This window comes from Campylobacter sp. CNRCH_2015_1657 (assembly GCF_025772685.1).
GTDB classification, from domain to species: domain Bacteria; phylum Campylobacterota; class Campylobacteria; order Campylobacterales; family Campylobacteraceae; genus Campylobacter_D; species Campylobacter_D lari_D.
Window position 1 is genome coordinate 123,121 of sequence record NZ_JAKMSO010000002.1, and the last position, 24,951, is coordinate 148,071.

Consider the following 24,951-nt stretch of genomic DNA (forward strand, 5'->3'; position numbering starts at 1 on the left):
TCTAACTCTCACTTTCCATAATTTTTTTTCTATATTGCTCATCAGGTAAATTTAACAGTTTATTAATTTCACTCACTTTTAATGGGTTTAGATTAATTTGTTTTTTAATAGCAATATTCTCCATTGCATTTCTAAACAACCATAGCTCCTCATTAGTCTTATCAACTGCATCATCTGGAGTATAAACAAAATCATTTTGTTCAAAAAATTCACTTTTTAATTGATTATATAATTCTATTATATCTTGAATTTGCTCTGCGTAAATAACAACACCATGATTTCGCAACAACACTACACCCTTTTCTTGATAAGAATAACTTTTACTTAATGCTTCATATAAATCATTTCCGGGTAAGGCAAAATCAATAGTTTCATAATTTTCAAATTTATATTCCCTAGCACACAAATAAGGTAAAATATAAACAGGATGATAGTGTGCTACATATTTATTTTTAAATACCATATGCATTTTGATTTCCATAGATGGCTTCACAATATCTACAGAATAATCTTTGTAATAAGAAAAAGAATTGACATTATTTTTAAAAATAGAAATTTTATGCTCTTTTTTTAAATCCTCACCTGAAGCCTTAATAATAAAATATTCATCATTCTTTATAGAAATATTTCCACCTTTTGATGGGGTATCTAAAATATTACCAAAAATTTTACACAACTCTTGGTAGTCTTTAATACACCCATCAAGCTTTTTATTATTATACATCATTTTCCATTACCCATCTATTTTTCAAAATCAGATTAAAAATATCTTTTACGGTTTGGATCAAATCTTCATATCTACCAGTATATTCTTTTTGCAAGTAATTATTTAACAATATATCCCTTAAACGTATTTTAAAAATACCATCTCTAACTATAATTAGAAAATTTGCATTATCTTTTTGTTTTTCAAGATATTTTTTATAATCTTCCTCTCGTTTTTGTATAGTATCTATAATCTTAGAATGACTATAATTTCTTTCTTTACTATCTCTATTTATCTTCTGTTTATCTGCTTCATCTGAATCAATATATATTTTAATTTTTACAAAATCTCCTATAACCTCTTGATATAAAGTGTGCAAACCCTCTATAATCACAATATCTAAATCTTTAATCTTAATCTCATCAGATTTAACAATCACTCCATTTTTATGATCATATAATGGTATATATAGTTTATTTCCTATATCTTGATAAATATGTTTTATATCCATAGCTAACTGAATAAGATTATTTGCTTCTGGGTTATAGTGTGTCACCCTCTCCCACATCTTAGAATGCCTTTCATATTTATGGTAACCATCTGTACTAATAATAAAACTTTTATATATCTCATCAATAGCATTACTCAAAGTAGTTTTTCCACTTCCACTTTTTCCAGAAATTGAGATCAGAAGTTTTGAACAATTATATGGATAATAATTTATCCTATACCCCCGCCCTAGAAAATTATCGGCGATAGAATCTCCAATCATTATAATTTCTTCTTCATCAATAAATTTCCCATAAAGCTCTAAAGCTCTATCAACAAGTGCTTTATTTGGTTTTTCAAGCTCAAATTCTTCAGAGCATACCAAATAATCAATCATATTTGTCAAATTTGCACAATTTAGCTTATGAATTTGCTCGACAAAATAAAAATTTGTTATAGCTATTACTTTTTTATTAAGACTTTTAACAAAACATAAAAATTCAAACATTGTTTTATCTACTTTTAAATTTCTTGTAAAAATAGAAACATACAACTCAAACATTTCACTAGCTTTTGAAAAATGAATATTTTTATTTTCACAAATAATTTTAAAATACAATTCTTTTTTATGATGATTTGCAGATAATCCTCTTTTTGCAATCACCTTTTTTGCTAAATCATAATCTTCTAGCGTAAAACTATATTGTTTCATTACAACTTCTAAAGCATTTTTATGTGCAAATGTATAATTAAACAAAGTATTATCAATATCAACCATAATAAGTTTATAATTTTTGGCTATTTTTCTTAAATTAAACATACATACTCCACAACTCAGGCTTTTTAGTACACACAGAAAATCCTTTTGGTAGAATACTTTGAATAGGTTTTATAAGCTCCATATATGATAGATCGTATAACTCAGGAGAAACCAATATAGGTTCAACTTGTCCTAATTTTGGTTTGATGTTATAAATAAATTCTTGATAATCTTTAATATTAAAACTAGAAAATTGTGAATAATCCACCCATACATATTTAGGTTTACTAATATCCATAAGTTTTTCATTATAAGATTCCACATCTGAAATTCTAATAATAAATTTACCTTGATATCCGTTTTTTGATAATCTTAAAATGTCTGGAATTTGAGAGTCTAAAAAATAATACTCAAAATTATCACCGAGCAATTCTATAATTTTTTCTTCTAGTCCCGATTCTTTAATGTTGCAAATTATAGGGATATTTTTCATAAACTGAATTTTTTCTTTAAAAAAAGGATACAGGGAATTTTTTTCTAGTAGATCGTGGTTTAATACTAATTTTTCATTATATCTCAAGTCAATTTCTATGCCATAATTTTCAATAAACGATTCTAAATTATTTTGGCGATGTAAAAATATCATCTTATATCCTTTTTTATATTTATATAAAATTCCCTTTTCAACTTCCTAATTTCAAGCAACAACCTGATATACCCCCCCCCATACCAAGTTTTATTAGCTTGTATGAGAGCTTGACCTAGTTTATAAGTAAAACATTCTTTTTCTTTTAAAGCTTCTTTGTAATCAGGGTAAGATTCTAGCGGAGGTAATATTAAAGAAGAATCTTTTTTTATTTTTTCTTGATAGATTTTTTGTTCTTGTTTATGCTTATCATAAATATATGATAATACAAAAGGCATTCTTATATAACCAAGTATAGATTTAGAATTAATTATCATAGCTTGACCCAGTTTATAAGAAAGTTGGTTTTGAATTCTTACTTTGGCTGAGTTTGGATAAATGAAATTATAATGCAATTTAGGTTTTATTATATTATATTTTTTTTGAACTTTTGTAAAAAAACTTATAAAACTCTGTAATTTTTCTTCTTTATATATATTACTCTCTCTTATTGTTAATATATCCTTCTTTAACTCTTCAGTAATATCTGGAAAATCTTTTATAATAGTACTACTTCCACCTAAAAGTGGATAAGGAAAAGCGGTATTTGCCACAAGATTGTTTACAATAAGCCACCTCAATAATAGCATATGAGTTTCAATATCAAATTTTTTAGGATAAGATACAAACTCTTGCATTTGTTTGTTAAATTCAGCTCTTTTCCACATCAACAAAAGTTTCTCCATAGCTTCTCTTTTACCACAAGAAAAACTATCGCTAACCCTACCATTCATATGAAGATGATGTGCGATATAAATTTCATTGACCTCTAATCTAAGCAAGTCCTCTATATTAATTACTTCTGCAAAATTACAATCGGGTCTAATCCTAATCACATAATCATATTTAATATTATTTTCTTTTTCATATTCCTCCATTAGCTCAAAGACCCTAAAACAACCATAATATAATTTAGTTGCTGTATAAGAATGTTCTTTTAGACCTGTTTGCTCAACAAACTCTTTTTGATTTTCTAGTACTACTTTTTTACAATTATATATTTTTTTTAAATCTTGAATTTCTAATACATCACTAATTTCTCTGTCTAGCTTATTGTATGTGTGTTGAAATAATTGCTTAAAAAGGTGGTTATTTCTTATTTCATTCGGTGCTATAAGGTTAAAATCTTGACTTAACAACCTATGCACCCAATTACTACCTCCACATATTCCTGGCCATTTTAAATGCTCACTCCAAGAAAAAACAAATACATCTGCATTCAATGGTTTTACTATATTATCAACAATTTGATCAATTGGTTTTAAATAATCACCCCTCATTGCACCAGAAATGCAAACAGCAACTTTAGCATTTTTACTTGTGCTAATTTCACTTTTACTAATACCATTTTTCATTCTACTACTAAACCTAAGATAATATTTTTTAGATCCATTTTCTTTTGGAAATAGCCACTGAATGATTGATAATATAACTGTTGCTTTCATAAAAAAAATATTATCCTTAAATACCTCAAAATAATCTATTGATTTTGCAATAAAAAACTTTTTTGATAAAAGAGCTTCGTAAGATTGTTTAGGAATTTTATAAGATGAAATTTTTATATCATCGACAACAAGATAGTTTTTAAATATATCTAATACTTGTTCAGGAGTGTGTTTAAAATTATTAATAGCGTTTAAAAGCAAATAACAACCTATCGATTCTCGAGATACACTAGAGTATTCTTCTATATTGATCAACCCATCATTTGTTTTTATTAGTTTATCTACTTCACTACGATATGAATCAGAAAACAAGTTTTCAAAATATTTTTTTAGTTTATAATTTTGCAAAATTTTATGATATTGTCCAGTATAAGACAAATATAAAACATATTCTTTTGCAAGAGTATCATTTTCGATATTCAAATCATATATTTTTTCCAACATATAAAAATTCCAATTCTCTAAACATTGCTGAATATTTATATCAATATTACTCATATGCTTCCTTTTTATTATATTCCCTTTTCAACTTCCTAATTTCAAGCAACAACCTGATATACCCCCCCCCATACCAAGTTTTATTAGCTTGTATGAGAGCTTGACCTAGTTTATAAGTAAAACATTCTTTTTCTTTTAAAGCTTCTTTGTAATCAGGGTAAGATTCTAGCGGAGGTAATATTAAAGAAGAATCTTTTTTTATTTTTTCTTGATAGATTTTTTGTTCTTGTTTATGCTTATCATAAATATATGATAATACAAAAGGCATTCTTATATAACCAAGTATAGATTTAGAATTAATTATCATAGCTTGACCCAGTTTATAAGAAAGTTGGTTTTGAATTCTTACTTTGGCTGAATGTATTTTATTATAAATTTTTATATATTTCAAAAACAATTCATTATTATCATTTTGCAATTGGTATTTTTCTTTTAAAAAGTTCTGTTGAATTTTTAAAATATTTTCTTGTATCGCTTTTTTTTCTTTTACTTCTTTATTTAGTATATCTTGTATTGGATTTATTTTTCTAGGATCCATTATTAAACAATATTCCTCTATTGCTTTCTTATATTTTTCTATAGGTGGAATTAAAAAATTCCAATCATATTGCTTTGGAATTTTTATATCTATATTATTCATTTTTTTTAAATTTATTTTTACATTATAATTAACACTATTAATTAAAAAAAAAGATATAATATCAAAATGCTCTAATCTGTATATTTTATTATTTAACTCAATAGCACTTGAACTATCCGCATCAAAATACACTGATGTATTGTCATCTATATTAATTTCAGTATCCTTAAATGCATTCATGTATGGTTGAGTAATTTTGACAATTGCTTGATTGTTTTTAATTATAATCGTAGAAGTGAATCTATGATTTATCTCCCAATTTTTATTCATTTCAATAAGACCACTATTCCAACTATGAATACCTATTAAAGTATAACCATCAAGACATTTCGGAAATTTTAATATACTAGATTTATCAATTCTAAATATCGTTTCACTAAAAAATGAATTGCTAAATTTCATGGTTGATTTTGTGCGGTATTTTTCATAGAGTGTATTATTTTGAAAAAAATTATCGCTATTTGATAGCATTTCACTTGGAAAGCAAATTTTAAAAAAAAATCTTTTATCATATATTTTTTTAGGATAGAGAAAATAGTTTATATTATTTACAATATTTTTCGCCAATTGGATCATAATAAAACCCATCTGATGTGATTCATCCACATTGTGAAAAAAATCACATAAATTAAATCTCTCATAATATTCTTGCAAATCTATAATATTAAAACCGTATTTTGCTATATGGAATTTATGAATATTATTACATCCTTTACTTTTTTTAAAAAGAATATGAGGCATGAGTATAATTAATATTTTTTTATTTATTGAAGCTAACTCACTATACAACCAATCAGTATGTTTAAGAACAACATCAAAAGAAGCAGCTCTATCATTAATATTACTTTCAGAAATAATTAAATCAGCATTTTCTAAGTGTTCTTGGTTTCGTTTTCTTTTTAATTCATAAAGATTTTGCAGTGAACTACTTCCACCTAAAGCTAAATTTGTTAGATTTACATTCTCTTGCCTTAACCCTTTTTGCAGACCATTTACCATAACAGAATTACTACCACCAAGTAAAACTACATTATATTTTTTCATTTAGAGTTACTCTTGCTTTGATATGAGTTAAATTTTTTTACACTTTTATAGGTATTTATAAAAAAATTTATATATCCTAACTTATATTTGCTTTTATTAGCTTTAATCAATTCTTCACCTAACCTATAAGTTAAGCATTGTTTTTCTTTTAAAGCTTCTTCATAATCTTCACAACACTCCATAGAAGGAATTTTCAAAAAAGTTATTGTTTTTATTTTTTCATTATATTCATTAACTTCAACTTGATGTTTTTTATAAACTTCATTTAAAATATAAGGCATCTTTAAATATCCAAAAATACTTTTAGAACACATAATCATTGCTTGCCCTAGCTTATAAGCCAAATGATTTTTCACTCGAGCTTTTGCTGAATAAAACCTACTCCTATCCAATTGGTCATTTTCGCAAATATTCACTTGTCCATAAAATTGAACAACATCACTAAAAAAATGTGTATTTTGCTCGATTATATCGCTACCATAATTTTGTTTTTTTAAATTTAAAATATCTTTTTGCAACTCATCTTGCAAATTTGGAAAACATATACTTTTTGAAGATATTGATCTTGCAACATTGACATTATATGCAAAATGTGGTTCAATTGATTTTATATTATTAAATACCAACCACTTGTGTAGTGCTTCTTGAGCGTGAAAATCTTTTCTAAATGAATCCCTAAAAAAATCCAATCTTGTATCTTGAATAGCATCCCAAATGTCACAAATCTTTTTAATAACTTCACGATTTCCCATAAAAAAGTAATCCAAAACCTCTTTATGGTGCGGCCACAACTCGTGTGTAGCAATAACATTACCAATATTTATTTTTTCAAGTATAGCCGAATCTATTCTGGGATAATCTAAATCCGGTCTAACAATCAATACAAAATCATATTTTTTTTGAAACCTCTTCTCATATTTTTCCATTAATTCAAAAGCTATTTTTCTACCATATAACATTTTATGCAAATTATTCAATTCGCCATATTTTTGATGAAAAGCAATAAAGCTTCTTTCATCCTCTAAATAAATATCATTAAAAAAAACATTTAATTGCTCCAATTCATCTTCAGAAAAAGGAATAGATAGATCCTCGCTTAATTTACTATATACATTCGGAAAACATTTTGTGAATTCATTGAAGTTTTTAATTTGTTCAGGAGTATCATTATAAACTTCCGGAATTCTTCTATATACCCAATTACTTCTATTTCTAATACTTGGCCACAACATTTTTTTGTTCCAAGAAAATAAAAAAATATCCGCATTTAATGGATCTACAACTTGATCTTTTAAAAATTTTAAAGATTCAAACCATTTTTTTCCTCTAATAGCCCCTGTTACTAAAACTGCAACATTTGGCATTGTATAAACAATATTTAATTTCTTCTTTTTCAATAAAAAACTTATTTGCTCATAACAGATTGAAGCTCCGTAAAAATTTTGTTTCATATAATCTTGCAAAATAAACATATAATCTTGCATTCGATCCAAAAAATCATCATCATTACTGTAAAAAAAATAATCAGTACTTTTTTTTATATAATAAGCAGTTGAAATTACACCGCAAGCCTCTTTATAAGCTCCCCACTTATATTTATTATTTTCCATATAAACAATTGAAGTATAAAACAGCTCATGACAAAATTTTCCATTTAACTCTTGCTTTGAAATTTTAGAATTTAAAATATAACATGCCAAATATCTCTTTTTAAAACATGTAGCTTTAAAATCAAATTGCACTGCTTGCAATAATTTTTCTCGAAAAGAAAAAAAATTATAATCTTTACTTATCCTTGTCATTTCCCACCAAGTAGGTGTTTCTTGAAAAACTTTAAGAAAGTTATAAATTTTTTCAAATTTTCCAATTTGAAATAAAAAATCAACATATTCATTTTCAAGTGAATCTAATTTTTTTTCATATAATATTTCAACTGCATCAAAATTCCACAGACTTAACTGTTCTTGTATTTTTTCATCAACACTTTGAAACACAAATAAACCTTTAACTCAAAAACTCTTTTTGAAATTCTTCAATTTTTTTTCCGTATTTAAATTTTCTTGCAACATAATCATCGTATAGGTAATATTTTAAGAGTCTAGCGATATGACTATAAAAATTTTCCCTCATTTCTTCTGTAAAACCATCTTTTATTGCCTTATCAAGAACTTGCTCCAAATTATCTTTAGTGAATGCTTCATAGGTACAATTTTTATGTTTTAAATGTGTATATCCTAACATAACAACAGGTTTATCACGCATCAAAGCCTCATAAGAGCTTTGAGATAGTATAGTTACTACAACATCAGCCAAACCTATAAGCTCATGAATATCTACACCTCTAGCATCAATGATTTCAGATTTTTTTTCTTCTAACCATTCTAAATTAGGATGCGGCTTGTAAATAAAATTCCAATCATTTTTAATACATATTTCACTTAAAACTCTACAAGCATCATTTGAGTCAACACTCCAAGGAGAATGATATTTAACCACATGCTGATTATAGGGTATCATCCCTGCTTCAAAATCATTTTGCCCAAAATACACAATCGTTGGGCGATCTTTTTTTATTTCTTTCTTAATATTATCAATAAGATTATTTTTAGGTTGTAAATTTCTACATAGTTTTTCTTTGCAAATATATTCTAAAACTTTTTTTGCATTTTCAAGATCATTTGAGTTAATTGTTAAATCATTAAAATCTGATGTATGATTTGCTATCCAACTCTCACCCATTTGCCCTTGCAAATCAAAATTAAATGTACCAGGGATTACTCCAAATTCCATAAAAACACATTGTATATTTCTTTTTAGACAAACTAGGTAGAAAATTTCATGCGTTGCATTAAATTTATTCCATATGAAAGCCTTTTTTGGAGAAGTTTTTTCCAATAAAACATCAAAATATTGAAATAAAAATACAACCATTTTATCTGGATAATTTTTACCCATATCTTTATATTGCAACTTCATTCTAAAACTAATTTCTTTTAATCTTGGATTTTGTTCTAAAATATATTTCTCAGACTCTGTAAGATTAAGATCAACATTTCTGTCATATCCTCTATTAAAAGTAGCTTTAGGGATTATAATGCTTGGCATTTTTAATTTATTTTGTACAAATTCTTTTTTTAACCAAGGGGTTGTAGATACCACTAACGCGGACTTGCTTTGAGCTGCATTAGAAATATAACGACATACCCCTTTATCAAAATAAGCAAAATGGCCCACAAAAAGAAAATCTTTTTTTTCTAATGCATCATCAAAGCATTTAGTAGAAAATTCAAATAAATCTTGTATATTTTTTTGAAGACTTTGTTTTTGTTTTTTTAGTTCTAATTTATCTTTGAAATTTTGAAAAAATGAGAAACTTTTAAACTTTTTATAATATCGCTTAATTATTTTTCTTATAGTACAGTATTCGTTTGGTTTTTGAAAATTTTTTTTACTCGCAAACCATCGATCATAGCCAATATTGTTATCCCCCACTATAAAATCATCTTTAAAAGTTAAATTTTTAAAGACATTCATATCCCTAGCTTTTGGTTGCCATAAAAACCGTGTCAATAAATGATAAAAATCAAAACCGTGTATATTCAATGTATCAATATCTTTTTTAAATAAATCATAAAATTCTTCAATATTACTTAAAATTTTTTCTTGAATTTTTAGAATTTCATCTTGTGCCTGGTATTTATCATCGAGTATAAAATCAAATTTATCATTTTTCTTTATAATTTCTTGCAATGTTCCAACAGGCTCACTTAAAATATCTTCAAATATTTGATTATGAATTACATGAATATGCTGAAAAAAAGTGTTACTAAAGTCAAAATATGTTTTTATACCATCATCGCCTTTGAAACCAAAATGTTTAAACATATGATAGGCTGTAGTTTCAACATTTAAAACATCTTTTAAAAACTTACGAATTCTTCCACTATACCCTACATCAAATACAGCAATATTTTTACCATCAGCTACAACATGGTTACAATAATCTTTTATAATTTCAGTTCTTTCCTTGGCATTATTAAAAAAATATTCATATACTTGATCAGCAATTATCAGTTGATTTTTGACATCTCCGACATAAGAATCTAATACAAAATTATATTTTTCTGATACTTCAGTAACTTGAGAATCATTCATTAAAAACCTTAGTTTTAAAAAACTCTCAATAGTCATAGTAGTACTTGCTGGTATTGCAACTAACTTTTTTTTACATTCTTTTTTACTTAAACCATCAAAAACATATAAAGCTTTTCTAGAAAGCCTCAAAGGCTTTATATTGATCTGAGTATTTTTATCCTTTAAAAAAATATTTAAAATTTTTTCTATCAAATAACCATCTCTATAAACCAACAACAAAGTGTCGATATTATTTTTTTTACAATCTTCTAAAAGCCACTGAGTGAAAGCATAAAAAATAGGTGTTAACAATAAATTTGTAAAATTTTCAATCTCACCATTGAACATAGAATGATCTTTATCATATGGTCTTGAAATATGATCAAAAACCTTGTTAATCATAAAACCCAATATAAATCTATTATCTGTAAATACCATTTTTGAATATTGAATAGAATCTAATAAATATAACATATTAAATCTATCTGAAGAATTAACAATTCTAATACCCTTAATTCCCTTGGAGTTAGGTATATTTACATCAGCTCTTGGATTATCACCTATATGTAAAATACTATTTTTTTCAAACCCCATTTTTTCAAATTTAGCAATTATAAAATCGAATAATCTTCCGCTACCTTTAGATAATTTTAAGTCTCCCGAAACAAACAGTTCATTGTAGCCTTTGTAATTATTTTTTTCTAAAACTTTTTCCAAAAATTTTTTTGGTAAATACATATCTGAAACAATAATAACTTTTTTATGGTTTTCCAATGCTTCAAAAAAAAGTTTCTGGATTGAATTTTTAGGGTACAAATAATCAAACTCGACTTCCATCTCTATTGTTTTAAGTTTTTCACACTCCTCTACCGAAAATTCAAAATTTAAATGTAAGTATTTATAAATATCGTCTATAGTAATATCATCCTCATAGAATGGTTTATTTTCTCTTGCGTATTGTTCAGCTAATTGTCTAATCTTTACAAAAGATTCATCATAACCTGCTCTTGTAGCCACAATTTTAAACATATCAGAAGGAACAATACAAGGTCTAACCAACAAAGTATCAAAAATATCAAAACTAACAATTTTTACTGATTCTGATTTTACAAGCTCACTAATTTGCTCTAATGTCATTTTTTTCCTTTAATTTATTTTCTACCCTAACTAAGCATTTCAATTCATTTTGAAAAAAACTATATGTTATATTTCCTAAACTTTCAAGTATTGCTATTCCTGCTGCAACATCCCAAATAGCTATATCTTTTTCATAATAAGCATCAATTCTCCTGCATGCCACATAAGCTAAAGATAAAGCCGCACTACCAAGCAACCTGATTTTTTTAAATTCTTGAATATTCGATATAAATTCCATTAGTCCATCTTTATCGTAATTCATATAAGAAGAAAAACCTGTTGCCAAAATAGCTTGACTTTTGTCTTTTATATTATCAGATGGAATAATTTTTTTATCATTTAACCAAGCACCAACTCCAACTATACCACTAAACATTTCATCTCTATTAAAATCATATATTACACCTAATACAGGCCTATCATTTTCATATAAAGCTACACTAATACAGCATAGTGGAATATCTTGGCTAAAATTTAGACTCCCATCTAAAGGATCAATAATCCAAAACATACCTTTTTTCTCTTCATTACTTACCCGATAGCTTTCCTCACTTAAAATAGGATATGAGAAAGCGTCAGATAAAACTTTACATATAATTTTTTCAGAATCTAAATCTGCTTGTAATTTGATATCTTTTTTATCATTAGAATTTACTTTTTTTTCTTTTAAGTTTAATAAAAAATCACCCGCTTTATAACATGCCAATTTTGCAATTTCTAATTCTTTCATTTCCATAATCCTAACGGATATTTAATAACTGTTTTTAAAATATTCGATGGGTTCTCATTATACATAGCCATTCCCAAATGTGCATCTTCTGGAAAAAAAATAGCTATATCATTTTTTTGCATTATAATTTTATTTGAGTAACGATTATCATTATATATAATTAAATCTTTTTCTTGATTATATTCTTCTGAAATTTCAAGATGACTTACATTAATAAACTCCATTTGCTCTATACCTTTTAAGTGCAATTGTATGTCAATATATTTTTTGTGACTCTCCCAAAAACATTCATTTCTTGGTTTTGTTATATAATTTTGCTCCAAAACAAAAAAAGTTTCATTTATATTTTCTTTTTTGCAACTTTTTAATGGTAATTCTAAAATTCGGAGCCGATTTTGATGTGTACTATTACATACAGAATAAAGATATTCTAAAGCTACTTGATCTTTTAAAAAGCTGTGAACTTGATGCACATTAGTGATGATTGCCATTAAATCTCTTTAAAATAGTCTACTAAATTTTTAATGGCACTTTCCCCCATTGCTAAAACCGCTTCTTTAGCGTTACCACCAATATGTGGGGTGCAAATTAAATTTGGCAAAGAAATAAAATCATAATCCTTGGGTGGCTCTTGATCATAAACATCAATAGCAGCTCCAGCTATGATTTTTTCTTTTAAAGCCCATTTTAAATCCTCTTGAACAACAATATCTCCTCTAGCAGTATTAATAAAATATGCTTCTTTTTTCATCATAGCAAAAACATCCTTATTAACCATATTTTTTGTTAAACTAGTTGAAGGCGTGTGGATAGTAACAATGTCACATTTTTTATAAATTTCTTCCTTTGTTGTTTCAATCAAATTATTTCTTTTATAATACTCATCTTGCTGTATTATATCATTAACATATATTGTACAATTAAAGGGCTTTAAAAGACTTATAAGATCTTTACCAATATTTCCAACTCCTATAATTCCAACATTTTTTTCACTTAATTGAATTCCACCATTTTTATCCCATTCTTGTTTTTTTAATTTATTTGAAGTTATATAACTATTTCTCATCAACGATAACATATTTCCCAAAGCAAGTTCTGAAACCGATCTTTTATTTACTCCTTGAGGATAAACAACACTCACTTTATATTTATCTACGGCATTAAAATCAATATTATTTAATCCAACACCATATTTAGAAATTACTTTAAGATTGTTAACTTCTTTTAAAATATCTTCATTTATTTCATCAAGCCCAACAATAGCACCATCAGCATCTTTTAAAAAACTTTTTAACTCATCTTGGCTTAATCTTTTTAAGGAATCGTTAAATTGCACACATTTAAAATATGAATTTAGTTTTTCTCTTAAATATTGATTTTTAGAAAATGCTACCGTAGTAACAGCAATTTTTTTATTCTCCATAGTATTTTACCTCATTTTTGCCGCAATATCTTCGTGCTTTTAACAATTGTTCTGCCAGTAAAAAATCTTCTTCATAGCTAATTTTAATAGATTTTATAGGATCAATAGGCCACAAAGCACATTTTCCATTAAAAACAGCATAGCCATTTTTTTCATAAGATTTAATAAAACTTTCCCTTCTCCAAATGCACACTGTCCATACACATACTTGAACCGGATCAATATTTTGTGTCATAGGTAATAACCCATCTTTATTAAAATTTAATGCCTTTCCTTGATAAAAACATTGCAATCTTTCATCTTTAGCTGATATCATCGAATCTAATTGATTTGTTTCAAAAAATTTGATAGCATTTTCTATATCACTTGATTCGACTAAAGGCGAAACAGGATTAACCATGACTAGAGCTTCGCATTCTATTTTTTTTAAAAAATCATAATTAAATTGATCTGACACAATATGATCTAGAGCTAATTCTTGGCTCCTTTTATAATATTTTACACCATAATCCAAGGCAACCTGTCCTATTAAATCACTTTCTGTGTTTACATACACCTCAGAAATACTATTTGCATTTTTACAAGCCTTTATAGCATAAGCTATCATAGGCTCCCCTTCGATAAGTCTTAAATTTTTTTGCCTTACTCTTTGACTTCCTAATCTAGCAGGAATTTCTGCAATGTATTTATTTTTAGTCATTGTAAAATCCTGAGTTGTTATAAATTTTCTCAATCAATAACATGGTTTGAAGAGCATCAGCGCTAGTGCCATTTTTAACACTCACTTTACCCTCCACTGCATCTAAAAATTCTTTTATTTCAATTTCCCAAGAATCATCATTTTCAAACCAAGTAATATTTTCCTTAGGTTTACCCATTGCAAAAGTTATATCTTCAAATTCTCTTCTTCCTACAACCAATGTTTCTGGTGCATAACTTCTGGTCCCAGATAAAATACCATCAAGATTGATATAACCTTCTTCAAAATACATCTCTAATAAAAACTTATGCTTCCAATGCGTAGCACTAGAATGCAACATTGCTATAGTATTTGAATAAGTTTTCATAATAGCAAATGCATTATCTTCCACCTCAATATCCCAATAAGCATTTGTTACAAAACTATTAATTTTTTCAAACTCCTCACCAGATAAATAACGCATTAAATCGAGCATATGAATTCCCTGGTCTATAAGTATTCCGCCACCTGATTTGTTTTTATAATTGCGCCAATTTTTATGATAATCAATACTTCCGGCTTTTCCATAAGTACCTTTCATCCATAAAAGCCTTCCCATAGTTTTAGAGTCTATAATTTTTTTAGCCTCCATAACTGAATAGTGATATCTGTGATTAAATCCATACTTTAAAATCATTTTAGTCTTATGCTCAATTTCAATTACTTCTTGAAGTTCTTTACTAGTCCTAGAAGGTGGTTTTTCACAAAAAACATGCTTACCTGACAATAGTGCTTTTTTGGTATACTCAGCCAAAGAATCCACAAAAGTACACATAAAAATAACATCGATATCTTGCGACAATAACTCATCAAAACTATGACAAAAAATTATATCATTACTTAATTTTGAAGGTTTTTTAATATCATAAACCGCAAGTACTTTACCATAATCTTTTTCTAAAATTTTTTGAGCTCTTAACTGGCCTATCTTTCCAAAACCTGCAATACCAATTTTGATCATAAATTACGCCTTTTGCATATAATATGAATATATAATATGATCAAGAATCATATGCACATCTTCTACCAGTCCATATTCACCTTTAGGAGTTTGAACATGAAATTTAATATCAGATAGCTTTAACAAATCTCCACCATCAAATCCTGTGGCTCCTATTACCGTTGCACCAACTTCTTTTGCATACTTTACTGCATTAATAATATTTGGTGAAGTTCCACTACAAGATATAGCAAAAAGAACATCACTTTTTTTTAATACATCTTGTAATTGGAGTTTGAAAATATTCTCATATCCTATATCATTTGCTATAGCTGTGCAAACTGGTACATTATCAGCTAAACTTTTTATATTAATACTTAATATATTTCTTCTTTTTAATCCAGCGGAAAAATCATTCGCCCAATGCGAAGCAGTAGCTGCACTACCTCCATTTCCTATAATATAAATCGTGTTTTTATTTTTTGAAACTTGTTCAAATAAATTAACAATATCAGCAACAATATTCACATCAATTTCACTTAACAATTGATTTAATTTTAAAATATATTCCTCTGTAAAATCTTTTATATTTTTCATTATTTCCTCCTACATTTTGCCATTGCAGTACACAATGCTCCATCCATTTTTTCATAATAAAAGGGTGCAATAAACAATTCATCGATTATAACATTTCTTTTTAAACAGCCAAAATACATATCTTCTACCACCAATATCTCTCTGCCACCACTATTGCTTAAAAAATTAAAATGACACATCTTACCTTCACTTCGATCAAGCTGAGATGTTAAAGAAATAATATCAAAACCTACAATTCTTAATTTTGGATATTGCTTTTTCAAAAATAATGGTAAATCTTGACTAATTACAGGAGAATTCCAAATATATTGCATACTATCCCTAATAGTATGAAAATTGGTATTTATTAGCAAGATTTCCACTTGGTTTGAAATCATGTTATTTTTACAAAAATGTTCGCAAGTTAATTTTGGATCTACATCTTTAATTAAATCAAAAAAAACTACATCAACTTTTCGGGAATAAAAAAAATTTATAGGATATTCCTCGCCAAAATTTCCCGATTTAATACAATGAGCAGGAAAATCAATATGTGTATTCATATGCGAATTAAGAAAAAAATCTGTTTCTCTATTGATAAACCCTTGAGAGTACGCCTCCTTATTGTTTACAATCCCCGTTTTATCTTTATAGAATTTCCTTTTTGAATTAAACGCGTAGGATAAACAAAGCCACTGATCCGCATCATATAAAAAACTATTTTTCATTATTTTTCCATTTAATATAAATTTTTACAGAGTAAAATATAAACATAATAGGATGTTTTAAAAAACATTCACCTAGTTGATAAGCTAAATGCCGTTTAATTTTCTCGCTCTCGATAAAGTCATAACACTCATCTATACTTTGATTCCCAAAATTGACATTTATTGATTTAAGTTTATCTCCAATCTTTTTTTCAATATGATCTTGATAAATAATATTGATTAAAGAAAAAGGGAGGGTTAAAATTTTACCAACTGTTTTTGATTGTATTATTCTTAAACCTATTTTATAAGAAAGACTATTTTTAACAACATCTACTGCGCTAGTGTATTCGTTAAAAATTTTTACATATTTAGTGTGAGCACTATTTTCAGAATGATATATATCCTTAAAATAATATCTATCTTTATAATCCATATTATCAATAAAACAATTTATTATCTCAATCACCTTGCTACTTCTAAAAGATATTTTAAAATCTCCAAATGTTGAAATTAAATCCCTTGAAAATTCCAATTCATATTTAGAAATAATCTTATAAATTTCAACTTTGTGTCGTTCGTATGTATTATATACTCTATTTATCTGCTCATCTTTAATAAAACTTATAGGTAATTCCGGTGCTGTTACTAAAAATTCTCCGATAAGATGATTTTTAAAAAATACCGGTGAATAAGAACATGTCTTAGCAAAGTTAAACAAAAAAGTCTTTTTAGCATTTGGCATTATATAAAAATAATATGCATAAAAAAAATTCTTCTTTAAAACAGACCGCAAAATTCTCAAAGAACTAAATTCAAAAGAAACAAAATCAAAAATTCCTATTTTACCTTGTTTAAAACTAAAATTATCTATATACTTAACAAATGACTTTTCAATTTCAATAGATAATTTTCTAATAGTATACAAATTAGATCTAAGTAAATCTAGTTGTATTTTTTTAGATAACACTTTGTGTTTATACTTTTTAAAACTACTTAACGCTTCAACGCACAAATCAAATAAACTTGATATTTTATTATCCCAAGGCAAGTCATCTGCTCTCAAATCAATATCCGATAAAATCTTTAAAGCTCTCGAGGCATATACATATTCAGTCCTGATATTTGTTTTAAACTGTTGTTGTAAAAAGTTAAAAATTTTTTCAATAACATAACCATCTCTCGCAACAAAAACAAATTCTTTTAAATCATTTTTAATTGCTTGGTTATATACAAAACTAGCCAAACCATAGCAAAGCGGCCCACCATAAAAATAACCAAAAACTTCCCAATAATTATCAATATATTTATCGTTTAAAATCCATTTTTTTATATACAATCCTAAAACAATACTCGCCTCTAAGCTTTCATTATTATAAATCATACATAGCTTAGGGTTGTGTTTTAAAAATTCATCTTTAGGGCTAGCATATCTAAAATGATATTTTTTAGGATCAATTCTTTGAATATCAAATAAAAATTTTCCAAAATATAAAAATACATCATGATCTTTTTCTTGAAAACTTTCCGCAGAATAAATATCTTCATAAAAATCAAAACCATTCTTTTGTAATACTTCAGTAATGTCTTGTTTTGAATATACGCTATTATTGATTAAAATTATCTTTTTCCCTAAGCTATCTAAGAATTTTAGGATTTGAAACAACTCTTGATTTAGATAAGAACACTGTTTAATTAATCTCTCTTCTACATCTTTAATATGTGCAAATTCTTTTATCATAAAAAAATAAATTTCTTCATTGCTCAAAAAGAATGTTTTCTTTTGATAAAAAACCGTAGCTTGATTAATTGCTCGTTTTCTATATAAAACAAAATTTTCAAGACTATACACTTGTTCTATAAATCTGTATAAATCATCTAAATTAAAATATGGAAGCAATAACAAGTAATCCAAAATATCAACATATATATAATCATTTTGTGCTATATTTATATAGCTATTTTGAATTGCTAATTTACTATATAATATTTCACCATAAAATATACTTTCATGAGCAATTTTCCACCATTCTGAAAAAAATTTATTTTTATCTTTCCAAGGTTTTGTTTCAGATATATAGTGAATTATACCAGGATCTGTTTTTGCTTCATTGATTTCTTTTATAGCTTGCTGAGATAAATACAATGGTTTTTGTTTGCATTCTATGTCAATTGTCCATAAAAAATTCCACTTTAAATGCAAAAAATAGATATTATTTTGAAATACAATATTTAAAACATCTTGATCTGGTAAATATAAATTATTAAAATTTTTAAGAACATTTAAACACCGATCAACAGATTGAATTTTATTACATTTATTAATATCAAATATAATTAACCCTGAATTAATATAATTAGGAACTAAAAAAAGTCCTATTTTATCAAGGTTTAATCCGATATTTTGCTGCCATATTTCACTTCTTTTTCTATAAGAATATAAAACTGCAATGTCTTTACAAGCTGCTATCGCATTACCCTTTAAATCTATATGAAACAACTCGGATATATCTTTCTTAAAAAGCATATCACTATCACAATATACTACTCTATCAAAATTATAAAAAATTTTAGGAATAAAAAATCTATAGTACATAGCTGTTGTAAAGTAGGATTTTTCATAAAAAATATTACCATGTTGTTTAATTGCATCTTCCAAATAATACTTTATATCAACAAAATTAATAATTATATTACTTCTTGATTTAGTTATTTTTTTTAATTTGTGTAACCTATTTAACTCAATACCTGTATAAATAATATAAATATCATATATATAACACTTTGTACTTTTTTTCACTAAAGAATTTATAGCAACAGAAACATATTGGAGATATTTTTCATCAACAGAAAAAACAATCGAAACCTTCTTATCATGTAATTTTATTATTTTATCTCCCCTCATTATTTTTCCATTTAATATAAATTTTTACAGAGTAAAATATAAACATAATAGGATGTTTTAAAAAACATTCACCTAGTTGATAAGCTAAATGCCGTTTAATTTTCTCGCTCTCGATAAAGTCATAACACTCATCTATACTTTGATTCCCAAAATTGACATTTATTGATTTAAGTTTATCTCCAATCTTTTTTTCAATATGATCTTGATAAATAATATTGATTAAAGAAAAAGGGAGGGTTAAAATTTTACCAACTGTTTTTGATTGTATTATTCTTAAACCTATTTTATAAGAAAGACTATTTTTAACAACATCTACTGCGCTAGTGTATTCGTTATTATTTATATCATACTCTAAAAACTGCTTTATATATTCACAATGATTTTCTTTAACATAACTAATAAAAAAATTATCATTACAAGAATTTGATTTTAAATAGCTAATCAAAACAGGCTGCACATTATAAAGTTTCATTTTATTTAAATACAGCTGATTATAAATATTATACCGTAGAGAAATATTTTTCCAATGATTATAATACACAATATTCATTATAACTTCATCTTTGGAAATTAAATCATTTTCAATAAAAATAGTATTTTCTAAAAATAATATTTTATTCAATAGATTATCCCCAAACAAACGCTCTAAATTAACTATCAATATATTTTTCTCAAAATAATTCTTATGCATAAATTCTCTATATATAAAATCGGATTTAAGTTGATTTTGAACAGCAACGGCCGCAATTGCTTTATCTTCAAGGTCTATATTCCACATTTGATTTAAACTATCCTTGGCTATAATCTTAGAATCAATTAAAATACATTTCTTGACATTTATGTATTTTAAAGTGTACAAACATTTAAAATAAAAACTTTTAAAATTGCTTTTATAATTTCTAATATCAATTATTTTGATTTCAAAATCTTTAATTTTTCGAAGATGTAAAATACTTTGCTCATTTAAAAAATCCCCTTCGTGTAAGATATAGAAACAAAAATGATCAAGTGAGATAGAATTATTTAAAATAGAAAATATACTACCAACAAGATCATATAATTGCATATTTTTATATATAAAACAAACATGAATATTTGAATCTGAGCCACAAAAATACTGCATAAATTCTTGGATTTTTTCATTATCTAGTTGACAACCATTAGTTTGCATTTCTTCTATTAATTTATAAACATACTGTTTTTTACAAAATTCTAATGGAGAGCATTTCTCTATCAAATGAGTATTTTTAATTGTATCGCCTAAGATAAATTGTCTATAATGTTTTGCTATTAACTTGGAATTATGCCGTTGCAATCTGGATGTCAATTTATTCCTACTAATGCTAAAATTACTTATTCTATATAATAATAAAGTCTCTGGAATATTAATAATTTTACCACCTTTTTGAATAATATCAGTCCATAGCTTATAATCTTCTGCATACTGATATTTATAAGAATAAGCTAAATTATGATTTTTTAAAAATTCAGCTCTAATCATAACTGTAGGATGACATATAGAACATTCAAACATCATTTTTAACTTGATCATATCATACTCATAGACATTTACCCAATTACCAAAAAACTCTGTATCTTCACCTATAGGTTTAAAATAACACCCAACAACAACAATACTATTATCTCTTTCCATAGCATCAACTTGTTTTTCTATTCTTTCTGGTAAAGATATATCATCATCATCCATTCTAGCAATATATTTTCCCTTACATATCCCCATGCATTTATTTAGCGAATAAACAATTCCTCTATTTCTTTCATTTCTTAAAACAACAATTCTTTTATCGTTTTTGGCATATTCTTGAATTATATTATATGTTGCATCAGTTGAACAATCATCAATAATAATAAATTCGAAATTCAGATATGATTGACTTAAAATTGATTCTATAGCAAAACCTATATAGTTTTGTCTATTAAAAGTAGGCATTATAACACTCACAAGCGGTTTGTCGTATTTGTCTTTTTTCATAAATAACATTTCACTTCCTAATCGATATAACAAATCTGTTCTAGTTTGTTTTTTATTTTAATTGCTTTTTGATAATCTTTGTAATACTCTAATGGTAATTTTTTATTTGATAAATCTTTTTTAATATCCTTTTTATATCTTTTCCTATTTTTATAAAAATCAAAACTCAAATAAGCTATCTTAAATGGTAATAAAATTTTTTTTATTCCATTATTTTTAGATACTTGTTTGAGCATTTTATAAACAAAATAACCTTTCACTCTTTCAACTGCACCTAAAGGTTGATTTTGAATATATTGCTTAAGTATCTTGATATTCTTTTTATAAAATAAAGGGTCCTTATTAAATATTTGCAAAGTTAAAGCTTTATTGCAAACCACTGGTAAAAAATGTGTTTTTATATCCTCACCAAAATAATGATTTGAATTAATAAATTTTATAAATTTTAATGCTATTTGTGCCCAGCTTGCCGCTTCATGGTAATTTCTTGTTATATTTTCATTTTGAAAAACATCAATTTGTTTTAAATAAGAACTAGGATGTATATTATATTTTTTCTTAGAGCAATTCATTAAACTTGACTCCCTTATGCGATATATATAAAATCGCCTTGGAAGGATGTAAATATTTTCACATAAAGCAAACAATATCACTCCAAAATGACAATCTTCCGCAAAAATTCCATCAATAAATTTTAATTTTATTTTTTTAAGATAATTAAAATTGATCATACCTTGCCAAGCAAACCAAAAATAAAAAAGTTTTTTTTCCTTAGCTCTTTTCAACCATTCTCTTGGTGTAATAATTTTTTCATCATTGTATCCAAAATAAAACATCTGGCTTTTGTTGTCTCTTTTTTTAGTCTCGTATAAAAATTTAAAATCAAACCACAATACATCCACCCCATCCATTCTAGGTACACATTCTTCTATGCAGTTTAATTCCCAATAATCATCAGAATCTAAAAAGATAATATAATCTATAATAGGATAAGTAAAGCTAGTTAAATCTTGTTCATCATTAAAAGCTTTATAGCTTTTATATACAGTGTATATTTCATAAGGATTATTACCTTCTATATTAAATTCTATTAAAGAATTTTCTTTTATAGTTTGAGTTTTGTTTTTGAGTTTATATTCTCCACTAAAATATTCTATACCTACATTTCTAGCACTGCTTAAACCACCATTTTTTTTATCAAAAAGAGTGATTCTTTTATCTTTTAAAGTGTATTCTTTTGCAATATTGAGTGAGTCTTCATCTGTACTACCATCATTTACTAGTATGATTTCTAAGTTAGTATAGGTTTGATTGATTACACTATCTAAACATTCTTTTAAATATTTTTCTACATTATATATGGGGATTACTACACCGATGGTTTTAGTTTGCATTTAACTTCTTTTTTAATAATCTATAAACTTTAGTGTGAGATATTTTTACCAAAAAACAATTAAAAACATTCAATACATTAAAATGCTTGATTTCATATAAATATCTAGTATAAACTAAAGATTTCAAAGGAATATATTTTTTTGTGAAATTAAATTTATTATATTCTATGATATGTTTATCAAGCAAAGATTTTAAATGATAGTTTTTTATATTAGATAAGTTTTTATAAAAAAGTTTATGATTTTTTCGGCGGTTACTCATATAATCATTTTGATTTGGTTCTTCATGATAAAAATGATACATATAAACTCCATGAAAACTCATTTCTTCGCCTAACAAAGAAAACCAAACTCTAAAACCCTTAAATGAACTCAACTCCCAATTTGCCTCATCATAAGGCAATGCTTTTGGAATTTTTTGAAATTCAACTCCACTATAAATAAGTCTTGCTAAAAAATCAAAATCCTCATAACTATGTCCTATAAAAGCCTCACTATATCCGCCAAGACTTAAAAATTTATGTTTATTTAAAACCACACTACTTGAAACTAAAGAATAAAATTTAATCCACTCTCTTTTTCCGCTAATTAAATCATTCTTAATTAAACCATCCCATAAATCTTTTTCTTGCGTGTAAATAAACTCACCGCCTTCTTTACTAAGATAAACAACAGGAAGCACTAAAAACTCATTAATATTTTGTGCGATATTTTTTATATCTATAAGCTGTAAAATTAGCTCAAGAGATCTTGTAGAAAAATAACAATCCACATCTAAAAACATCACTACATCTGAATTTGCAAAAGATGCACCGAGATTACGACATTTTCCTTGTGAGAAAAATTCCTTTTGACTTTCATCTTTAAGATAAATATGCCCATTTTCTTCGATGATACACTTTAAATCATTTTCTAAAGAAGAATATCCTTCAACAAAAATATATTCAACTCTATCATCACTTTTAAACTCGCATGATTTTTGACTAACACGATCTTTTATATAAATTCTTTCTTTACTTAAACCAAAAGGTATAACAATAGAAAGCTTCACACATTTCCTATCGCATAAAGTTGTATAATACCTACTATTTTTTCATCTTGAGTGACAACTATTTCTTTGATTTTATGTTTTAGCATAAGCTCTTCTGCTTCACTTGCCATAGCACTTGCCTCTATAGTTTTAGGTTTTTCACTCATGATTTCTTTAGCTTTAAAATCAAATCTTGGTTTATCATTTACTCTTAATGCTCTTCTTAAGTCTCCATCTGTGATGATTCCAACTAGTTTTTTATTCTCAAGTACTATGCAAAGTCCTAACTTGCCACTAGTCATCACATCAACTAACTCATTAAATTCACTCTCAGGGCTTACCATGGGTAGATTATTTGACACCATCAAATCACCCACCCTAGTTAAAAGCTTTCTACCTAAACTTCCCCCTGGATGAAATAAAGCAAAATCATCAGGTCTAAAATTCCTCGCTCTCATCAAAGCTACTGCTATAGCATCACCCATCGCTAAGGTAGCCGTAGTAGAAGAAGTTGGAGCAAGTTGAAGCGGACAAGCTTCTTTTTTTACTGCTATATTTATAAAAATATCTGCTTGTTTAGCTAGGGTAGAGTTTTGATTTCCTGCCATGACGATCAAAGGAATTTTTCTTTTTTTAATCACTGGTATGAGTTTTAAAACCTCTTCAGTTTCTCCTGAATTTGAAATAGCCAAAAGCACATCCTCGCTTGTAAGCATACCAAGATCTCCATGTAATGCTTCACCTGGATGCATAAAAAAGCTCGGGGTACCCGTGCTAGCTAAGGTCGCAGCTATCTTGGCTCCTATATGACCTGACTTACCCATTCCACTTACTACACATCTACCTTTGATAGATAAAATCAGCTCAATGGCTTTATTAAAACCTTCATCTAAATTATCGCATAAGTCTAAAATCGTTTTTGACTCTATCTCAAAAACTTCTTTGGCTATTTTAATCGCATCTATTTGACTCATCT

Annotated in this window: 18 protein-coding genes and 1 pseudogene; all 19 read right to left on the reverse strand. The window is 26.5% G+C overall.

From position 1 onward, the window contains the following. Window position 1 precedes the first annotated feature (1 nt). Window positions 2–727 (reverse strand): class II aldolase/adducin family protein, encoded by a 726-nt coding sequence (locus tag L8X27_RS02380; protein ID WP_263671039.1) that lies wholly within the window; start codon window positions 725–727, stop codon window positions 2–4. After that, complete coding sequence (locus tag L8X27_RS02385; RefSeq protein ID WP_263681005.1) at window positions 717–2,015, reverse strand: HAD-IA family hydrolase; 1,299 nt, start codon at window positions 2,013–2,015, stop codon at window positions 717–719. The genes L8X27_RS02380 and L8X27_RS02385 overlap by 11 nt, the downstream gene beginning before the upstream one ends. Beyond that, entirely contained in the window at window positions 2,008–2,601 is a 594-nt protein-coding gene (locus tag L8X27_RS02390; RefSeq protein WP_263681006.1) for a hypothetical protein, read from the reverse strand. The genes L8X27_RS02385 and L8X27_RS02390 overlap by 8 nt, the downstream gene beginning before the upstream one ends. Then, the gene (locus tag L8X27_RS02395; protein WP_263671042.1) at window positions 2,598–4,583 is read right to left on the reverse strand and encodes a hypothetical protein; all 1,986 of its coding nucleotides are present in this window, start codon (window positions 4,581–4,583) and stop codon (window positions 2,598–2,600) included. Before L8X27_RS02395 ends, L8X27_RS02390 begins: the two co-directional genes overlap by 4 nt. Next, on the reverse strand, window positions 4,576–6,267 hold the full coding sequence (locus tag L8X27_RS02400) for a hypothetical protein (protein WP_263681007.1): 1,692 nt from the start codon (window positions 6,265–6,267) through the stop codon (window positions 4,576–4,578). Before L8X27_RS02400 ends, L8X27_RS02395 begins: the two co-directional genes overlap by 8 nt. Further along, window positions 6,264–8,261 (reverse strand): hypothetical protein, encoded by a 1,998-nt coding sequence (locus L8X27_RS02405; protein ID WP_263681009.1) that lies wholly within the window; start codon window positions 8,259–8,261, stop codon window positions 6,264–6,266. The genes L8X27_RS02400 and L8X27_RS02405 overlap by 4 nt, the downstream gene beginning before the upstream one ends. A gap of 10 nt (window positions 8,262–8,271) precedes the next feature. Continuing rightward, window positions 8,272–11,538, reverse strand: a complete 3,267-nt coding sequence (locus L8X27_RS02410; RefSeq protein ID WP_263681011.1) for a hypothetical protein — start codon at window positions 11,536–11,538, stop codon at window positions 8,272–8,274. Beyond that, entirely contained in the window at window positions 11,519–12,268 is a 750-nt protein-coding gene (locus L8X27_RS02415) for an inositol monophosphatase family protein (RefSeq protein WP_263671046.1), read from the reverse strand. The genes L8X27_RS02410 and L8X27_RS02415 overlap by 20 nt, the downstream gene beginning before the upstream one ends. Next, the gene (locus L8X27_RS02420; protein WP_263671047.1) at window positions 12,265–12,759 is read right to left on the reverse strand and encodes a YhcH/YjgK/YiaL family protein; all 495 of its coding nucleotides are present in this window, start codon (window positions 12,757–12,759) and stop codon (window positions 12,265–12,267) included. The genes L8X27_RS02415 and L8X27_RS02420 overlap by 4 nt, the downstream gene beginning before the upstream one ends. Next, window positions 12,759–13,691: a phosphoglycerate dehydrogenase gene (locus tag L8X27_RS02425; RefSeq protein WP_263671048.1), complete on the reverse strand. Its 933-nt coding sequence runs from the start codon at window positions 13,689–13,691 to the stop codon at window positions 12,759–12,761. The genes L8X27_RS02420 and L8X27_RS02425 overlap by 1 nt, the downstream gene beginning before the upstream one ends. Continuing rightward, the gene (locus L8X27_RS02430; RefSeq protein WP_002887771.1) at window positions 13,681–14,391 is read right to left on the reverse strand and encodes a cytidylyltransferase domain-containing protein; all 711 of its coding nucleotides are present in this window, start codon (window positions 14,389–14,391) and stop codon (window positions 13,681–13,683) included. Before L8X27_RS02430 ends, L8X27_RS02425 begins: the two co-directional genes overlap by 11 nt. Beyond that, window positions 14,384–15,391, reverse strand: coding sequence for a Gfo/Idh/MocA family protein (locus L8X27_RS02435; protein ID WP_263671049.1), 1,008 nt, complete (start codon window positions 15,389–15,391; stop codon window positions 14,384–14,386). The genes L8X27_RS02430 and L8X27_RS02435 overlap by 8 nt, the downstream gene beginning before the upstream one ends. Window positions 15,392–15,394: 3 nt before the next feature. Beyond that, on the reverse strand, window positions 15,395–15,967 hold the full coding sequence (locus tag L8X27_RS02440) for an SIS domain-containing protein (RefSeq protein ID WP_263671050.1): 573 nt from the start codon (window positions 15,965–15,967) through the stop codon (window positions 15,395–15,397). Continuing rightward, entirely contained in the window at window positions 15,967–16,674 is a 708-nt protein-coding gene (locus L8X27_RS02445; RefSeq protein WP_263671051.1) for a cyclase family protein, read from the reverse strand. Before L8X27_RS02445 ends, L8X27_RS02440 begins: the two co-directional genes overlap by 1 nt. Then, a complete protein-coding gene (locus tag L8X27_RS02450; protein WP_412175084.1) occupies window positions 16,664–19,558 on the reverse strand; it encodes a glycosyltransferase in 2,895 nt (964 codons plus the stop codon). The genes L8X27_RS02445 and L8X27_RS02450 overlap by 11 nt, the downstream gene beginning before the upstream one ends. Beyond that, window positions 19,545–21,560: a glycosyltransferase family 2 protein gene (locus L8X27_RS02455; RefSeq protein ID WP_263671053.1), complete on the reverse strand. Its 2,016-nt coding sequence runs from the start codon at window positions 21,558–21,560 to the stop codon at window positions 19,545–19,547. The genes L8X27_RS02450 and L8X27_RS02455 overlap by 14 nt, the downstream gene beginning before the upstream one ends. An 8-nt stretch (window positions 21,561–21,568) precedes the next feature. Beyond that, on the reverse strand, window positions 21,569–22,945 hold the full coding sequence (locus tag L8X27_RS02460; protein WP_263681013.1) for a glycosyltransferase family 2 protein: 1,377 nt from the start codon (window positions 22,943–22,945) through the stop codon (window positions 21,569–21,571). 184 nt (window positions 22,946–23,129) lie between these two features. Then, window positions 23,130–23,996, reverse strand: a pseudogene (locus L8X27_RS02465) (galactosyltransferase-related protein); the annotation flags it as partial. Beyond that, window positions 23,993–24,949 (reverse strand): KpsF/GutQ family sugar-phosphate isomerase, encoded by a 957-nt coding sequence (locus tag L8X27_RS02470; RefSeq protein ID WP_412175085.1) that lies wholly within the window; start codon window positions 24,947–24,949, stop codon window positions 23,993–23,995. The pseudogene L8X27_RS02465 and the gene L8X27_RS02470, both read right to left, overlap by 4 nt. Window positions 24,950–24,951 lie beyond the last annotated feature (2 nt).

What these genes read in the sequence shown, in the direction of transcription:
- L8X27_RS02380 (WP_263671039.1), bottom strand. Translation starts at nt 727, where the DNA reads ATGATGTATAATAATAAAAAGCTTGATGGGTGTATTAAAGACTACCAA.
- L8X27_RS02385 (WP_263681005.1), bottom strand. Translation starts at nt 2,015, where the DNA reads ATGTTTAATTTAAGAAAAATAGCCAAAAATTATAAACTTATTATGGTT.
- L8X27_RS02390 (WP_263681006.1), bottom strand. Translation starts at nt 2,601, where the DNA reads ATGATATTTTTACATCGCCAAAATAATTTAGAATCGTTTATTGAAAAT.
- L8X27_RS02395 (WP_263671042.1), bottom strand. Translation starts at nt 4,583, where the DNA reads ATGAGTAATATTGATATAAATATTCAGCAATGTTTAGAGAATTGGAAT.
- L8X27_RS02400 (WP_263681007.1), bottom strand. Translation starts at nt 6,267, where the DNA reads ATGAAAAAATATAATGTAGTTTTACTTGGTGGTAGTAATTCTGTTATG.
- L8X27_RS02410 (WP_263681011.1), bottom strand. Translation starts at nt 11,538, where the DNA reads ATGACATTAGAGCAAATTAGTGAGCTTGTAAAATCAGAATCAGTAAAA.
- L8X27_RS02415 (WP_263671046.1), bottom strand. Translation starts at nt 12,268, where the DNA reads ATGAAAGAATTAGAAATTGCAAAATTGGCATGTTATAAAGCGGGTGAT.
- L8X27_RS02420 (WP_263671047.1), bottom strand. Translation starts at nt 12,759, where the DNA reads ATGGCAATCATCACTAATGTGCATCAAGTTCACAGCTTTTTAAAAGAT.
- L8X27_RS02425 (WP_263671048.1), bottom strand. Translation starts at nt 13,691, where the DNA reads ATGGAGAATAAAAAAATTGCTGTTACTACGGTAGCATTTTCTAAAAAT.
- L8X27_RS02430 (WP_002887771.1), bottom strand. Translation starts at nt 14,391, where the DNA reads ATGACTAAAAATAAATACATTGCAGAAATTCCTGCTAGATTAGGAAGT.
- L8X27_RS02435 (WP_263671049.1), bottom strand. Translation starts at nt 15,391, where the DNA reads ATGATCAAAATTGGTATTGCAGGTTTTGGAAAGATAGGCCAGTTAAGA.
- L8X27_RS02440 (WP_263671050.1), bottom strand. Translation starts at nt 15,967, where the DNA reads ATGAAAAATATAAAAGATTTTACAGAGGAATATATTTTAAAATTAAAT.
- L8X27_RS02445 (WP_263671051.1), bottom strand. Translation starts at nt 16,674, where the DNA reads ATGAAAAATAGTTTTTTATATGATGCGGATCAGTGGCTTTGTTTATCC.
- L8X27_RS02450 (WP_412175084.1), bottom strand. Translation starts at nt 19,558, where the DNA reads ATGAGGGGAGATAAAATAATAAAATTACATGATAAGAAGGTTTCGATT.
- L8X27_RS02455 (WP_263671053.1), bottom strand. Translation starts at nt 21,560, where the DNA reads ATGTTATTTATGAAAAAAGACAAATACGACAAACCGCTTGTGAGTGTT.
- L8X27_RS02460 (WP_263681013.1), bottom strand. Translation starts at nt 22,945, where the DNA reads ATGCAAACTAAAACCATCGGTGTAGTAATCCCCATATATAATGTAGAA.
- L8X27_RS02470 (WP_412175085.1), bottom strand. Translation starts at nt 24,949, where the DNA reads ATGAGTCAAATAGATGCGATTAAAATAGCCAAAGAAGTTTTTGAGATA.